The following is a 15,326-nucleotide window of genomic DNA, read 5'->3' on the forward strand; positions in this document are numbered from 1 at the left end:
CGTGAAAAGCCATTCCTCCACGCTGCTGGCCGAGGTACGGACGTTCCGCCAGAACCACCCTGACGTGCGTTACGTTGACCTGATCGCCCTGGACATTCCCGGGCATTTCTATGGCAAGCGCTACCCGGTGGACATGCTGGAAAAAGTCGCTGCCGGCAGCCCGTTGAAGCTGCCGCAAAATGCTGTGCTGCTGGGGGCGCAGGGCGGGCTGTTCAAGATTGGTGACTATTGCTTTCACGATGGCGACCCGGACGCCAACCGCCGCCTCGTGCCAGGCACGCTCAAGCCGGTGAGCTGGGAGTCACAGCCGCTGGGGCAAATGCTGATTACCTCGGACGGTACCGAAGCGCCGATCGAATTCGAACCCCGCGAAGTCTTGGCCAAGGTCCTGGAGCGCCTGCACCACAAAGGCATCCATCCGGTGGTGGCGTTCGAGTTGGAGTTCTATCTGTTCGATAAAAAGCTGGACAGCGGCCTGCCGCAATTCGCCCGCGACCCGCTGAGCGATGACCCCGATGACCAGCCCAACCTGCATATCGAACGGTTGTCGCGCTTTTCTGAAGTGCTCGACGATATGGCACAAACCGCCAAGGACCAGGGCATCGACATCACCGTCATCACCGCCGAACTCGGCCCCGGCCAGTTTGAAATCAACTTCGGCCACCTTGACGACGGCCTGCGCGCAGCCGACTGGGCCGCCCTGTTCTGCCGCAGTACCCGTGGCGTGGCACTCAAACACGGTTACCGCGCCAGCTTCATGGCCAAGCCTTATCTGCAATACCCTGGCAGCGGCATGCATGTGCACGTGAGCCTGTACGACGGCGCGGGCAACAATGTGCTCGCGGCGCACCAGCAACAACCGCTGCGTCACGCCGTGGCCGGTTGCCTGGAACTGCTGCCGCACTGCATGCCGATTTTCTCGCCCAACCACAATGCCTTCCGCCGCCTGGGCGGTACGGTCAATGCGGCGACCCGCGCCAGTTGGGGCTTTGAGGACCGCGATGCGTGCGTGCGCATTCCCGAGTCCGACCCGCGCAACCTGCGTATTGAACACCGCCTGGCCAGTGCCGATGCCAACCCGTATCTGGTCTTGGCGGCGATCCTCGCAGGGTTGGAGCATGGCCTTGAAGCCAGGCAAGAACCCTTCGCCCCGTTGAACGAGGACCGAAACAGCGGTGCCGACTTCCCCCTGGAAATGCTCGACGCCGTGCGCGCCATGCAACATCAACCCGTGGTGCGCGATAAACTGGGCGGCGAATTTGTCGACGTGTATTGCGAGAACAAACGCCAGGATCATCTGGCCTTTCAACAAGAGATCAACGCGCGGGAATACCGCTGGTTTCTCTGACGCCCTGGAACCCACGATGACCGAGCAAAGCGCCCCAGCCCTCAAGGAAATCTTCAACGTCGAACGCCTGCAGCACATCGCCCGCGAAATGTCGGCGGTGTACCCGGCGTTCGACGCCAAGGGGTTTCTCAAGCATGCCAAGGCGGGGCTTGCCGAGTTGTCGGTGATGCAGCGCATGGCGCGGGTCAGCGAAAGCCTCTACGCCGTCATCCCCTTGGATTATGCGCAAACCCTCAAGCTGCTTTACGCCCTCGCCCCGCGTCTGAACAGTGGGTTTGTCAGCCTGTTCCTGCCGCACTATGTGGCCAGTTACGGCCAAGGCGACTTCAAGCGCTCCATGGCCGCGCTCAAATATTTCACTACGTTTGGCTCGGCCGAGTTCGCCATTCGCCACTTTTTGCTGCACGACTTCAAGCGCACGCTGGCCGTGCTGCAGGCATGGTCGCTGGACGACAACGAACATGTACGGCGCCTCGCCAGTGAAGGCTCACGCCCGCGCCTGCCCTGGTCCTTTCGCCTCGCCGAGGTGCAGGCCAACCCCGAGTTGTGCGCGTCGATCCTCGATAACCTCAAGGCTGACAGCAGCCTGTATGTGCGCAAATCCGTGGCCAACCACCTCAATGACATCACCAAGGATGACCCCGACTGGGTGCTCAGCCTGATCGAAGGCTGGCACCTGGATAACCCGCACACCGCGTGGATCGCCCGCCACGCGCTGCGCAGCCTGATCAAGCAAGGCAACACCCGCGCGCTGACGATCATCGGCGCCGGGGCCCGCGCCGAGGTGAAGGTTCACCACCTGACGGTCACCCCGGCGGTGATCAACCTGGGCGAGCGCATCAGCCTCTCTTTCAGCCTGGAGTCCACTGCCGCCACCGCACAAAAGCTGGTGGTGGACTACGCCATCGACTACGTAAAAAGCGCGGGGCATAGCGCGGCCAAGGTGTTCAAGCTCAAGGCCTTTACCCTGGAAGCGGGTGAGCATCAGAGCATTCGCCGCGAGCAACCTATCCGCGAGCTGACCACGCGCAAGCACTACCCAGGCAAACACTCGGTACACGTGCTGATCAATGGCGAGAAGCTTGGAACCGCCGAGTTTGAGCTGCTGAAACCCTGACTTTTCTTACACAAAAGGCTCTATTCCGGGCCTTTCAGCCAACGTCATTGTCGAACAATCCTAGATTTTTTTGTTGAGACCCATTATCATCTGCGCCTTATTGCTACCCACCGGGTAGTTGTTTCAATGTGTCACCCGAGGCGCCCATGTACCGTTTTTCGTTTCAACGCCCTTTGATTGCGCTCAGTCTGGGGCTGGTCACCCATTCCGTTAGCGCCGCCCTGCAACCCATGGCCGAAGCCCCGCTGGCCGGCGACACCGAGTTGCATTGCCATTTCAACCGCGATGCCAGTACCGACTGCACCACCACCTATCACTACACCATCCTTGCGCCTAACGGCCGCGAAATGCTCTCGCGCATCGACTTCGATTACTCCGAAGGCGACACCTTTGAAGTGATCAGCGCTCAATCCACCCAGCCTGGCGCCAGGCCGATCGCGCTGGATGCCGCGCAAATCGACACCCGCACCGCGCCCAACCCGGACCAGGGCTTTCGCCGCGACAAACAGACCTCCCTGGCCTTCCCGAACCTGCGCGTCGGCACCCAGGTTCGTTACACCGTACGCGAACATCGCGCTGCCAAGCCGCTGATGACCCAGTTTCACTACGCCCTCACGTTCGGCCCGAGCGCGGTCCGTCGCGACCACGTCAAGGCACGCTTTACCGCTGAGCGACCGATCCAGTGGCGCAGCGAACTGTTCGACGATTTCAGCGTGACCCCGTCGGCCGACGGCAAGACCCTGGACGTGGTCCAAAAAACCCCGATCTATCTCAACTACATCAATGAGTCACCCGGCGCCGCACTGATGCGTACCCCGCGCCTGGAAGTGGGCAGCGCCATGGATCGCCAAGCGTACTTCGGTGATTTCGCGCAACGCTATAACCAGATCCTCGGGGCCCAACTACCCGCGCAAAGTGCCGCAGCCGTGGCCGCCGCACGCGGTTTGCCACCGGCTGAACAAGTCGCCGCGCTGATGCAGCACATCAATGATCACTACCGCTACCTGGGCGACTGGCGCGCCACGGAGCGCGGCTATGTGCCGTTCAATCTGGCTGAAATCGAGCAGCATGGTTATGGCGACTGCAAAGACCTGGCAATCCTGCTGACCGCCATGCTCAAGGCCAGTGGCATCAAGGCCGAGACCGCGTGGGTCAGCCGTGGCGAAGTGGTGGACTCCTTGCTGATTCCCGGCACCAACGCGCCGAACCACGCCATCGTGCGTGCGGAAGTGGATGGCCAGGTCTGGTGGCTCGACCCGACCAACCCGGTGTTTGCCCCAGGCCAGACGCTGCCCGATATCCAGGACCGCTGGGTGTTGGTCAACGACGCCCAAGGCCAGGTGCGCGAAGAACATATCCCGCTGGAGCGTCCCGAAACCAGCATGCGTCTGAACAAGCAGGTGCACTACGACCAGCAAGGCAACGGTGCGACTCAAGCCACTATCGTGTTCAGCCGCCTGCCGCTGATGCAAATGAGCGTGTCCGACCGCCAACAGGGCGCCACCGCCACCGACCAGGACCTCTGCGCGCGTTTCGGCAGCGAGATCAGCGACTGCCACATCACCCGCTCACCCACCGCGTTTGTGGTGCACGACGGCTATACCGTCAGCGCAACCTTGAACGACCATCGCGGCCTGGAAAAGCTGGCAAACAACTACGTCTACACCGATGAGTCACTCAAAGGTCTTTGGGATGGTTTTATCAATTACCGCCGCAACGGCCAACAGGCGGACCTCTACATGGGCAACCCGGAGACCCACGACTATAGCTTCGTACTGACGGGCGGCAAGATGGAAAAAGCGATCCCCGGCTGCCAGGTACGCTCGCCGTGGTATGACCTGGACCTGGAAGGGCAACGCACGGATGACGGGTTGCGCTACCACTATCGCCTGAGCCAGAAAACGCGTTGGTTGACCCATGCTCAAATCACCAGTGATGCGTTTGGCAAGATGATAGAAGACGCGCGGGCCTGTGCCGAACAGGTGCATCAGGTGGTAAAACTCTGAGCCCTGGCTGACACCACACAATCAACCTGGGGGAGCGGGCTTGCTCGCGAACGCGGTGGCGCAGTTAATACATTTACTGACTGACACGCCGCTTTCGCGAGCAAGCTGCGCCCACAGGTTCATCCGGTTTCTTCAACTGGATTCGCCGAGCAGCAAACCTTGCTCGTGTGCGCACAACTCCACCACGTAATCCCACAACACGCGCAGCCGCACGGACTTGTGCAACTCCCGACGCGAACTGATCCAGTAGCTTCGCTCAATCCCCTCCCCCGGCAGCAACGGCACCAGGTCCGGGTCGCCGGCAGCCATGAAGCATGGCAACACGGCAATTCCCAATCCCGAACGCGCAGCCTGATGCTGGGCAATCACGCTGGTGCTGTGGAACACCACCTTGGGGTTGCGGCAAAAGCTGCTGAGGAGTTTGAGTTCCTGGCTGAACAGCAGGTCGTCGACGTAATCGATCCATGCGTGGGCGGCGAGGTCTTCGCGTTTCTCGATCGGCGGGTGACGGTCCAGGTAGGCACGGCTGGCGTAAAGCGCGAGGCGGTAGTCAGTGAGTTTGCGCGTGACCAACTGATCGACGCTGGGCCGTTCGAGGTGGATGCTGATTTCCGCTTCGCGGTTGAGGATGCTGACGAAACGCGGCACGGCCACCAGTTCCACTTCCAGCCCCGGATAACGCTCAAACAGCCCGCCCATGCGGCTGGCGAGGAACATCACGCCTAAACCTTCGGCCACCCCCAGACGAATCTTGCCCAGGGGCGCGGCGCGATGGGTGAGTTCGTCTTCGGCCAGCAGCGCGACGTTTTCCATGGCTTCGGCGTGTTTGAGCAGGGCTTCGCCGGAGGGCGTCAACTCGTAGCCCTGCGCGTGCTGTACAAACAGTGCGGTACCGAGGCTTTTCTCGATCGCCTCGATGTGACGGGCCACGGTGGCATGGGTGGTTTTCAGACGCTGCGCGGCGGTGAGCAAGCGGCCACTGCGTTGCAACTCAAGAAAAAACCGTAAGTCATTCCAGTCGAACATGTCGTCTCCGTTGCGAGAGCCTGAGCCGCACTGTTTAAAAACGCACAGCAGCTGGGTAAAAACTAACATTTTTAAGACGAAAACTAACAACTAGGATGGAGCCAATAAGAAAAACAAGCGAGACCTCAGATGCCCATTGCAGCTGCTGAATACGATTACGTAGTCGTCGGCGCCGGCCCCGCCGGTTGCCTGCTGGCCAACCGACTGTCCGCCAACCCCGCCCACCGCGTGCTGCTGCTTGAAGCCGGTGGCCGCGACAATTACCCCTGGATCCATATCCCCGTCGGCTACCTGTTTTGTATCGGTAACCCACGCACCGACTGGTGCTTCAAGACCGAAGCCCAGGAAGGCCTGCAAGGCCGTGCACTGAGTTACCCACGCGGCAAGGTGCTAGGCGGCTGCTCCTCCATCAACGGTATGATTTATATGCGCGGCCAGGCCCGGGATTACGACGGTTGGGCTGCGCAAGGCAACGCCGGCTGGGCCTGGAAGGACGTACTGCCGCTGTTCAAGCAGAGCGAAAACCATTTTGCCGGTGGCTCGGAATTTCACAGCGACGGCGGTGAGTGGCGCGTCGAGCAGCAGCGCCTGCATTGGCCGATCCTGGATGCCTTTCGCGATGCGGCGGCGCAAAGTGGCATCGCGCCGATCAGCGACTTCAACCAGGGCGATAACGAAGGCTGCGGCTACTTCCAGGTCAACCAGAAAGCCGGGGTACGCTGGAATGCGGCCAAGGCGTTTCTCAAGCCGATCCGCCAGCGGCCGAATCTGACGGTGCTGACCGAAGTGGACGTGGACCGTGTGGTCCTGGAAAACGGCCGCGCATCCGCGGTGGTCGGGCGTCAGCACGGCCAGCCGGTGAGCTGGAAAGCGCGCAAGGAAATCGTGCTGTGCGCCGGCTCGGTCGGCTCACCGGGCATCCTGCAGCGCTCGGGGATCGGCCCCTCGAATGTGCTCAAGCCGCTGGGCATCCATGTGCTGCATGAACTGCCTGGCGTGGGCGGCAACCTGCAGGATCACCTGCAGTTGCGGCTGATCTACACGCTGGAAAACGCACGAACCCTGAATCAGATCGCTGGCACCCTGTTGGGCAAGATGGGCATGGGCCTGCGCTATCTGTATGACCGCAGCGGTCCACTGTCGATGGCGCCCAGCCAGCTCGGTGCTTTTGCTCGCTCCGGCCCGGAACAGACCTCGGCCAACCTTCAATACCATGTACAACCGCTGTCCCTGGAGCGCTTCGGCGAGCCGTTGCATGCATTCCCGGCATTCACCGCATCAGTTTGCGACCTGCGCCCGCAGAGCCGTGGCCGTATCGATATCCGCTCGGCAAACCCGGCGGATGCGCCATTGATCCGGCCCAACTACCTCAGCCATCCGGAAGACCTGCGGGTTGCCGCCGACGCGATCCGCCTGACGCGGCGCATTGTCGCCGCACCGGCGTTGAGCGCGTACAAACCGGTGGAATACCTGCCCGGCGACGCGCTGCAAACCGAAGCACAACTGCACGAAGCCGCCGCACGGATCGGCACGACCATCTTCCACCCGGTGGGCACCTGCCGCATGGGCAGCGACACCGACGCCGTGGTCGACGCCCAACTGCGCGTGCACGGCGTGCCCGGCCTGCGCATCGCCGATGCCTCGGTCATGCCCCGCATCACCTCCGGCAACACCTGCTCACCGACACTGATGATCGCGGAGAAAGCCGCGCAATTGATCCTTTCGCCGAACACAAGGAGCCTCGCCCCGCAGAAAGACACGGTTCATGCAATCTGAATAGCGGCGCCGCACCCGGCGCCGACAGTGGAACAACAATAAATAATCACTGTGAGGGATACCCGATGTCAGAACACGCTCAACCCCTGGGCTCCGCGGTCCGCGCGAGCACCGGCAGCGAATCAAGAAAAGTCATTTTCGCCTCGTCCCTGGGGACGGTGTTCGAGTGGTATGACTTTTTCCTGTACGGCGCCCTGGCGGCGGTGATCAGCAAGCAGTTCTTTGCCGGGGTCAACGACACCACAGCGTTTATCTTTGCCCTGATGGCCTTTGCCGCCGGCTTTGTAGTCCGGCCGTTCGGCGCGTTGGTGTTTGGGCGCCTGGGCGACATGATCGGGCGTAAATACACCTTCCTCGTGACCATTATTTTGATGGGCGTGGCGACCTTCTGTGTCGGGCTGTTGCCCACCTACGCCAGCATCGGCATTGCGGCGCCGGTCATTCTGATCGTGCTGCGCATGCTGCAAGGCCTGGCATTGGGCGGCGAGTACGGCGGCGCAGCCACCTATGTGGCTGAACATGCGCCCGCCGGTAAACGCGGCCTGCACACCAGCTGGATTCAATCCACCGCGACCCTCGGCCTGCTGCTGTCGCTGCTGGTGGTGCTGGCCTGCCGTTACTTCACCGGCGACCAGTTCGAGGTGTGGGGCTGGCGTATTCCGTTCCTGTTCTCCATCGTGCTGCTGGGCATTTCCACCTGGATTCGCATGAGCCTGCATGAGTCACCCGCGTTCCTGAAAATGAAAGAGGAAGGCAAGGCCAGCAAGTCGCCGATCCGCGAGTCCTTCGGCAAGTGGGAAAACCTCAAGGTGGTGCTGATCGCGCTGTTCAGCATCAACGGCGGGCAAGCGGTGACCTTCTACGCGGCGCAATTCTACGTGCTGTTCTTCCTCACGCAATTCCTGAAGATGGACCCGGCGCTGGCCAACATGCTGTTGATCATCAGTGTGGTGATCGGCGCGCCGTTCTTTATCCTGTTTGGCTGGCTGTCGGACAAGGTCGGCCGTAAGCCGGTACTCATGCTCGGCTTGTTGCTGGCCACCGTGCTGTATTTCCCGATCTTCAAGGGGTTGGCGCACTACACCAACCCGGCGATGGACCAGGCCAGCCACCAGGCCCCGATTACCGTACTGGCCGACCCGGCCACCTGCACCTTCCAGTTCGACCCGGTGGGCAAGGCGCGTTTTGACAGCCCGTGCGACAAGGTCAAAACCTTCCTGGTCAAGCAGGGCCTGCCATACAGCAGCGCTGTAGCCCCCGCGGGCAGCCCGGTACAAGTAAGCGTCGGTGACGTGCGCATCGATGGCTTCGACGAAGCCGCCCTGCGCGGCGCGGTGACCCTGGCCGGTTACCCGACGTCGGCGGACATGGCCCAGGTCAACAAGGTGATGGTCGTGGTGCTGATCGTGGCGCTGATCCTGATCGCCGCGATGTGCTACGGCCCGCTGGCGGCGTTGATGGTAGAGCTGTTCCCGACGCGCATCCGCTACACCTCGATGTCCCTGCCCTACCACATCGGTAACGGCTGGTTTGGCGGGTTCCTGCCGACCGTATCGTTTGCCTTGGTGGTGTACACCGGCGATATTTTCTATGGCCTGTGGTACCCGGTGGTCGTGACCGGGGTCAGTTTGATTGTGGGGTTGTTCTGCCTCAAAGAAACGCGGAATGTGGACATCAATAACAACTGATCTAAAAAACGCCGAACATCCCCTGTGGGAGCGGTCTTGCCCGCGATGGCGATTGTTCAGTCACCGTTGTAATGACTGACACATCGCTATCGCGGGCAAGCCCACTCCCACATTTTGGTTTCGCGGTGCTCACACACATTGCTGTACATCCATACAGATAATGGTTGCTCAAATCCTTCTGACTCAGCATCCTGCAAGGCATCAACCCGATGTGACGTGATGACCATGCGGCTGTACCTCTGTGAAAAACCCTCCCAGGCCAAGGATATCGCGGCCGTGCTCGGCGCCAGTCGTCGTGGCGATGGCTGCTGGCTGGGCAATGGCGTCACAGTGACCTGGTGCATCGGCCACCTGCTGGAAACCGCCCCGCCCGATGCCTACGACGCCAAATACAAGCGTTGGGTGCTGGCCGACCTGCCGATCGTTCCGGAAAAATGGAAGATGCGGGTCAAGCCCAAGACCGCCAGCCAGTTCAAGGCGGTCAAGCGTTTGCTGGGGGAAGCGCAGGAACTGGTGATCGCCACCGACGCCGACCGTGAGGGCGAGATGATCGCCCGTGAACTGGTGGAGCATTGCCGTTACCGCGGGCCCATCCAGCGGCTATGGCTGTCGGCGCTCGATGACGCCTCGATTCGCAAGGCCCTGGCCGCGCTCAAGCCGGGCGCCGAGACTTTCAGCCTGTATCACTCGGCCCTCGGCCGCTCCCGCGCCGACTGGCTGATCGGTATGAACATGAGCCGTTTGTTTACCTTGCTCGGGCGCCAATCCGGTTATCAAGGCGTGTTGCCGGTGGGCCGGGTGCAAACCCCGACGTTGCGCCTGGTGGTGGACCGCGACCGCAGCATCGCAGACTTTGTGCCGGTGGCTTATTGGGCCATCGATGTCGACCTGCGCCATGAACGCATGACCTTCACCGCGCAATGGCGCGCCAGCGAGGACGCCTGTGATGATCAGGGCCGCTGCCTCAACCCGCAACGGGCTCGGGAGGCCGCCGATGCGATCACCACTGCCGGTACTGCGCGCCTGGTGAAACTGCGTACCGAACGCATGCGCGAGGTAGCCCCCCTGCCCTTCGACCTCGGCACATTGCAGGAAATCTGCTCGAAGAAGCTCGGCCTCGGCGCCCAGGAAACCCTGGATATCGCGCAATCCCTTTACGAAACGCACAAGGTCATCACCTACCCGCGCAGTGATTGCGGCTACTTGCCGTTAAGCCAGCACGGCGACGCGCCGAAGATTCTCGCAGCGCTGGGCCGTGCGGATGCGGCGGTGAACGAGCTGATGCCGCATATCGACCCGCAACGCCGTTCGCGAGCCTGGAACGACGCCAAGGTCAGCGCGCACCACGGCATCATCCCGACCGGCGCAGGCAAGGACGTCGGGCAACTCACCGGCAAACATCGCGCGGTCTATACCCTCATTCGTGCGCGTTACCTGGCGCAGTTCCTGCCCAACCATGAATACGATCGTACCCAGGCGGATTTCGACTGCGCCGGCCAGGCGTTGCGCGCAGTCGGCAAGGTCGTCATCGAGCCGGGCTGGAAGCGCGCGCTGCCCGAAGCGCTGGCGCCCGCCAAGGGCCGAGAGGCCGCCGCACCGCAAGCGTTGCCGACGCTGGTGCAGGGCCAGGATTATGCGGTGGCCAAGGTCAACCTAAAGGACCTGTGGACCCAACCGCCCAAGCCGTTCACCGAAGGCGACCTGATCAAAGCGATGAAAAACGTCGCCAAACTGGTGGAAGATCCACTCCTCAAGCAAAAACTCAAGGACACCACCGGGATTGGCACCGAAGCCACGCGCGCCGGGATCATCCAAGGCCTGCTGGACCGTGGTTACCTGGTCAAAAACGGCAAGGCACTCTCCGCGACTGCGGCGGCGTTCAGCCTGATCGACGCGGTGCCACGGGCGATTGCCGACCCCGGCACCACCGCGATCTGGGAACAGGCACTGGACATGGTGCAAAGCGGTGAAATGAGCCTGGAAGAGTTTGTCGCCAAACAGGCCGCCTGGATGAGTAAACAAGTGGCGCGCTGCAATGGCATGCGCATGACCATCAGCGGCCCGGCCAGCCCTGCAGGCCGAGGCGCTACGCCGTGGAAAAAGAAACGCAAGAGCACCCCGCGCAAAACGCCAGCCACCCCCGCCAAGCGAGCGAAAAAACCGACAAATGCTGGATAACGTCGAAAAAATCCGGCGAATGACGTTTTTCGACGGGTTTAACGCCGCTTTGGACCTTGCTCCGTCGTGGGCCGTCTAGGATTCTGTAGGTGACCCGCTGACTTCCCAACAACAACACCGGAGTGGCCGCCATGAAGACCGTTGCACAATTGCTCAAAGCCAAGGACCAGAAGAATCACGACGTCCACACGATCCAATGGGACCACACCGTGTTTGAGGCACTGGTGCGGATGTCCGAGAAAAACGTCGGGGCCTTGCCGGTCGTCAAAGAAGGCACGGTTGTGGGGATCATCAGCGAACGTGATTACGCGCGCAAACTTATACTCAAAGGCTTATCGTCGGTCACCACCAGGGTGGATGAGGTGATGAGTTCACCGGTGATCACCGTCGATACCCATAAAACTGTCGAGGCGTGCATGAACATCATGACCGACAGTCACCTGCGCCACTTGCCCGTGGTCGAAGACGGCAAACTGCTAGGCCTGCTCTCCATCGGTGACCTGGTCAAGGAAGCCATTGCCGAACAGGCTGACCTGATCAAGCAACTGGAGCAATACATCCGCGGCGAATAGGAGACCCCATGCTCGACACGCTGGACTATCAACAGGACCACCTCGATACGCTGCACCGGGCCATGGCTGAACGGCGCTTTTTGGTGTTGACCGGTGCGGGGATCAGTACGTCGTCGGGTATCCCTGACTATCGCGACAGCGAGGGCGTGCGTCGAGGCAAGGCGCCAATGATGTACCAGGAGTTCCTGGCCACTCCTCAAGCGCGGCGCCGCTACTGGGCGCGAGCGATGCTGGGTTGGCCACGGGTACGCATCGCCCAACCGAACAAGGCTCATCGGGCGCTGGCGACATTGCAACAACGCGAGCGCATCAGCGGGCTGATCACGCAAAACGTCGATGCCTTGCATGACCAGGCCGGCAGCCATGAGGTGATCGAACTGCATGGCAGCCTGCATTGGGTGCTGTGCCTGGATTGCCAACAGCGCAGCGAGCGCGATGTGATCCAGCGGGTCATGGAAGATCAGAACCCGTATCTGGCCGGCGTTGATGCCGTGCAGGCGCCCGATGGCGATACGCTGCTCGATCCAGCCTTTGAAGAGCGCTTCCAGGTCCCCCACTGCCCTTACTGCAACGGCCAACGGTTGAAACCGGATGTGGTGTTTTTTGGCGAGAATGTCGCCCAGGCAACGGCGGCCAAGGCAATAGCTGCGGTGACGCACGCCGAGGGCTTGCTGGTAGTGGGCTCATCGCTGATGGCCTACTCGGCGTTCCGCCTGTGCAAAGCAATGGTGGAACACGGCAAGCCAGTGATTGCCATCAACCTGGGCAAGACCCGTGGGGATGAGCTGTTACAGGTAAAGATCGAGGCCTCATGCGAGCGGTTGCTGCCCTTGCTGGTCGAGCGATTGGGGCAGTAGGAACACTGCAGATCAAAAAGTGTGGGAGCGGGCTTGCTCGCGAAAGCGGATTGTCAGTTAACAAATGTTTAGCTGACCCACCGCACTCGCGAGCAAGCCCGCTCCCACAGGGTTCGTGTGGTGGTTCGACGATCGTGCCCTTCGACCCACCGCACAAAAAATGACGCCCGAGTCACGTTTTCGCGCATTCTCCCGTCCCTGCTGCGATTTATGTAGTGCTCTAAAAAAATCACTACATAACCGTTGACGTAACCTTTTTGTCCTTGCATTATCGAGACGTCTCCCGGATCGGGAGCGTTGGTAACAAGCGTTTTGAACAAGCTCGTCTGACCGCCGAGCTGTTTTTTCCGGATGTGCACTGCCCACAAGGCAGATTGATGAAGCTGACCGGCTCGAAAGAATCGGTACAAGGGGCTCAAACGCTACTTGTCTTCGTTATGAAACCATTGCGTAGCAGTTCATCAGCAAGACTACATGCATCAGGTTCAAGACCCTGCCCGTATTCGGCAGACCGTCACTGACGCCCGGTTTTCGGAACCGGAGACAACTAAGCAGTATTAACGAATCAACTGATAGATCGCCAACTGGTCAAGGGGCTTACACATGAATCTGAACAACCAACCTACTATCGATGAATTGGCTGAGATGTTCGCAGCGCAGAAAGACAAACTCGACGACCATATCCTGTGGATTGGTAAATCGGGTGAAGTCAACATTGACTGCCTGGCGCCCCATACCGAAGAAGCCGAGTTCGACCGTAACCACCATGAACTGGCGGCGCGCCTGAAGATGTACCGCCGCGGCCAGGGTTATGTTGGCAAGAAAGCGGCTGCCGATCGCAACTTTATCGAGCAAGTTTTTCACACACTTAATACCGAATGGCAGCACCTCAAAGGCCAATCGCAGGTTAAAGTGATTGATAGATACTGCTGATAACAGTGCCACTTAATTTTAAGCCCGCTCGTTTATTCGAGCGGGCTTTTTAATACCTGACGTTGCTTAACTTTATAGCCGTGCAGGAAACCTGCCCCTCGCCGCTTCATCGCGAAAAATATCAAACAACACCTGCGCCGCCGCCGACAACTCATGCCCGGGTTTGGTCAGAACACCAATGGGCCGCTCGATCACCGGATCGCCCAACGTAATGCAATGGGCACCCGCCTCCTCCATCTGGCGTGCGCACAATGCCGGTACGGCACTGACGCCCAGGCCGTTAGCAACCATCTTGCCCACCGTGGCCAGTTGATGACTCTCCAGCGCCACCGGCAACTTCATCTGCAAGGCACCCAAGTGTTCCTCCAACATCACCCGCACCGTGGAGGGCCGTTGCAGAGTAATGAACGGTTGCTCCAATAAGGTTTTCCAGTCGATTTCGGCACACTGTGCCAAGGGCGAATCGCCCGGCACCACGGCGATGAACCGGTCCAGGTACAACGGCGTGAATGCCAATGACGAACCTTCGGACGGTTCGAACGCCACGCCCAGTTCCACCTGACGGTCGCGGACCATCTCCAGTACCTGCTCGTTGATCAGGTCATGCACCGTCACATTCACCTGAGGGTAACGTGCGCGGAATATCTTCAGAATCGGCGGCAGCAGGTTGCCCGCAAACGAGGGCATCGCGGCCACGGTGACGCGGCCACGCTGCAGGGTGAAGCGCTGGCGCAGTTCATCCTCGGCGTTGTCCCACTCCGCAATCAGGCGCCGCGCCAGGGGTAACAACGATTCACCTTCAGGCGTCAGCGCGACGTTGCGGGTATTGCGGCTGAACAGGCGGCCACCCAAGCCCTCCTCCAGCCCCTTGATCGTCAGGCTCAAGGCCGATTGGGAAAGGTGCAGGCGCTCGCAGGCAGCGGCGAAACTCAGGCTCTGGGCCACGGCGAGAAAGGCTCGCATCTGTTTAACGGTCATAAAGCTGCTCCGGGCCACACGTCGACTATGCTGTTTTCTAAATCAATCAACCTTAAAAAACAACTTAACAAATCAATGCGTCGGCGCAACACTCGGCTCATTGGCTGGCCCACAAACAATAAAAGAGGTGCATATGGCAGGTTTCGATAAACGCGTGGCGTCCTATGAAGAAGCACTGGCAGGCCTGGAAGACGGCATGACGGTGCTTTCCGGTGGTTTTGGCTTGTGCGGCATTCCGGAAAACCTCATCGCCGAGATCAAACGCAAAGGCACCCGCAACCTGACCGTGGTTTCCAATAATTGCGGCGTCGACGGTTTCGGCCTGGGCGTGCTGCTGGAAGAAAAGCAGATCCGCAAAGTGATCGCGTCCTACGTCGGTGAAAACGCGCTGTTCGAGAAGCAACTGCTCAGCGGCGAAATCGAAGTAGTGCTCACCCCACAAGGCACCCTCGCAGAAAAAATGCGCGCAGGCGGTGCCGGCATTCCGGCGTTCTTCACCGCTACCGGCGTCGGCACCCCGGTGGCCGAAGGCAAGGAAACCCGCGAATTCAACGGTCGCCCGTACCTGATGGAAGAGTCCATCACCGGCGACTTCGCGATTGTCAAAGGCTGGAAAGCCGACCACTTCGGCAACGTCATCTACCGTCACACCGCCCAGAACTTCAACCCGCTGGCCGCCACCGCCGGCAAGATCACCGTGGTCGAAGTTGAAGAAATCGTCGAACCGGGCGAGCTGGACCCGGCGCAGATCCACACCCCTGGCATCTACGTCGACCGGATCATCTGCGGCACCTTCGAGAAGCGCATCGAACAGCGCACCGTCCGCAAATAATCCTCCAGCCCAAAT

12 protein-coding genes are annotated in these 15,326 nt (G+C 60.5%); 10 read left to right on the forward strand and 2 right to left on the reverse strand.

Annotated elements, in window-relative coordinates:
- Position 1 precedes the first annotated feature (1 nt).
- The 3 genes from JFT85_RS05990 to JFT85_RS06000 all read left to right on the forward strand — a co-directional run bounded on the left by JFT85_RS05990 (position 2) and on the right by JFT85_RS06000 (position 4,471).
- Positions 2-1,348 (forward strand): glutamine synthetase family protein, encoded by a 1,347-nt coding sequence (locus JFT85_RS05990; RefSeq protein WP_053255458.1) that lies wholly within the window; start codon positions 2-4, stop codon positions 1,346-1,348.
- Positions 1,349-1,364: 16 nt separating this feature from the next.
- Complete coding sequence (locus JFT85_RS05995) at positions 1,365-2,465, forward strand: DNA alkylation repair protein (protein ID WP_201229475.1); 1,101 nt, start codon at positions 1,365-1,367, stop codon at positions 2,463-2,465.
- 146 nt (positions 2,466-2,611) lie between these two features.
- A complete protein-coding gene (locus JFT85_RS06000) occupies positions 2,612-4,471 on the forward strand; it encodes a DUF3857 domain-containing transglutaminase family protein (RefSeq protein ID WP_201229477.1) in 1,860 nt (619 codons plus the stop codon).
- Between the two features lie 132 nt (positions 4,472-4,603).
- Here the strand turns inward: JFT85_RS06000 and JFT85_RS06005 are convergent, their stop codons facing one another.
- On the reverse strand, positions 4,604-5,497 hold the full coding sequence (locus tag JFT85_RS06005) for a LysR family transcriptional regulator (RefSeq protein WP_053255455.1): 894 nt from the start codon (positions 5,495-5,497) through the stop codon (positions 4,604-4,606).
- A 129-nt stretch (positions 5,498-5,626) separates the two neighbouring features.
- Between JFT85_RS06005 and JFT85_RS06010 the strand changes: the two genes are divergently transcribed.
- The 6 genes from JFT85_RS06010 (at position 5,627) to JFT85_RS06035 (ending at position 13,501) form a co-directional block, all read left to right on the forward strand.
- Positions 5,627-7,273 carry a GMC family oxidoreductase gene (locus JFT85_RS06010; protein ID WP_053255454.1) on the forward strand — a complete coding sequence of 549 codons (1,647 nt, stop codon included), beginning with the start codon at positions 5,627-5,629 and terminating at the stop codon, positions 7,271-7,273.
- 65 nt (positions 7,274-7,338) lie between these two features.
- A complete protein-coding gene (locus tag JFT85_RS06015) occupies positions 7,339-8,961 on the forward strand; it encodes an MFS transporter (protein WP_053255453.1) in 1,623 nt (540 codons plus the stop codon).
- Positions 8,962-9,186: 225 nt separating this feature from the next.
- Entirely contained in the window at positions 9,187-11,139 is a 1,953-nt protein-coding gene (locus JFT85_RS06020; RefSeq protein WP_053255755.1) for a DNA topoisomerase III, read from the forward strand.
- A 131-nt stretch (positions 11,140-11,270) separates the two neighbouring features.
- The gene (locus JFT85_RS06025; RefSeq protein ID WP_053255452.1) at positions 11,271-11,711 is read left to right on the forward strand and encodes a CBS domain-containing protein; all 441 of its coding nucleotides are present in this window, start codon (positions 11,271-11,273) and stop codon (positions 11,709-11,711) included.
- 8 nt (positions 11,712-11,719) lie between these two features.
- The gene (locus JFT85_RS06030) at positions 11,720-12,568 is read left to right on the forward strand and encodes an NAD-dependent protein deacetylase (RefSeq protein ID WP_201229479.1); all 849 of its coding nucleotides are present in this window, start codon (positions 11,720-11,722) and stop codon (positions 12,566-12,568) included.
- A 603-nt stretch (positions 12,569-13,171) separates the two neighbouring features.
- Positions 13,172-13,501 (forward strand): hypothetical protein, encoded by a 330-nt coding sequence (locus tag JFT85_RS06035; protein WP_053255450.1) that lies wholly within the window; start codon positions 13,172-13,174, stop codon positions 13,499-13,501.
- A gap of 72 nt (positions 13,502-13,573) precedes the next feature.
- Here the strand turns inward: JFT85_RS06035 and JFT85_RS06040 are convergent, their stop codons facing one another.
- Positions 13,574-14,479: a LysR family transcriptional regulator gene (locus tag JFT85_RS06040; protein WP_201229480.1), complete on the reverse strand. Its 906-nt coding sequence runs from the start codon at positions 14,477-14,479 to the stop codon at positions 13,574-13,576.
- 133 nt (positions 14,480-14,612) lie between these two features.
- Here JFT85_RS06040 and JFT85_RS06045 point away from each other — a divergent pair, with 133 nt between their 5' ends.
- Positions 14,613-15,311, forward strand: a complete 699-nt coding sequence (locus JFT85_RS06045; RefSeq protein ID WP_053255448.1) for a CoA transferase subunit A — start codon at positions 14,613-14,615, stop codon at positions 15,309-15,311.
- The last annotated feature ends 15 nt before the right edge of the window (positions 15,312-15,326 follow it).

The sequence above is a fragment of the Pseudomonas sp. TH04 genome (assembly GCF_016651355.1).
Taxonomy (GTDB): domain Bacteria; phylum Pseudomonadota; class Gammaproteobacteria; order Pseudomonadales; family Pseudomonadaceae; genus Aquipseudomonas; species Aquipseudomonas fluorescens.

Excerpts from the sequence above, each read along its gene's own strand:
- JFT85_RS05995 (WP_201229475.1), top strand. The coding sequence starts at position 1,365 with ATGACCGAGCAAAGCGCCCCAGCCCTCAAGGAAATCTTCAACGTCGAA.
- JFT85_RS06000 (WP_201229477.1), top strand. The coding sequence starts at position 2,612 with ATGTACCGTTTTTCGTTTCAACGCCCTTTGATTGCGCTCAGTCTGGGG.
- JFT85_RS06005 (WP_053255455.1), bottom strand. The coding sequence starts at position 5,497 with ATGTTCGACTGGAATGACTTACGGTTTTTTCTTGAGTTGCAACGCAGT.
- JFT85_RS06010 (WP_053255454.1), top strand. The coding sequence starts at position 5,627 with ATGCCCATTGCAGCTGCTGAATACGATTACGTAGTCGTCGGCGCCGGC.
- JFT85_RS06015 (WP_053255453.1), top strand. The coding sequence starts at position 7,339 with ATGTCAGAACACGCTCAACCCCTGGGCTCCGCGGTCCGCGCGAGCACC.
- JFT85_RS06020 (WP_053255755.1), top strand. The coding sequence starts at position 9,187 with ATGCGGCTGTACCTCTGTGAAAAACCCTCCCAGGCCAAGGATATCGCG.
- JFT85_RS06025 (WP_053255452.1), top strand. The coding sequence starts at position 11,271 with ATGAAGACCGTTGCACAATTGCTCAAAGCCAAGGACCAGAAGAATCAC.
- JFT85_RS06030 (WP_201229479.1), top strand. The coding sequence starts at position 11,720 with ATGCTCGACACGCTGGACTATCAACAGGACCACCTCGATACGCTGCAC.
- JFT85_RS06035 (WP_053255450.1), top strand. The coding sequence starts at position 13,172 with ATGAATCTGAACAACCAACCTACTATCGATGAATTGGCTGAGATGTTC.
- JFT85_RS06040 (WP_201229480.1), bottom strand. The coding sequence starts at position 14,479 with ATGACCGTTAAACAGATGCGAGCCTTTCTCGCCGTGGCCCAGAGCCTG.
- JFT85_RS06045 (WP_053255448.1), top strand. The coding sequence starts at position 14,613 with ATGGCAGGTTTCGATAAACGCGTGGCGTCCTATGAAGAAGCACTGGCA.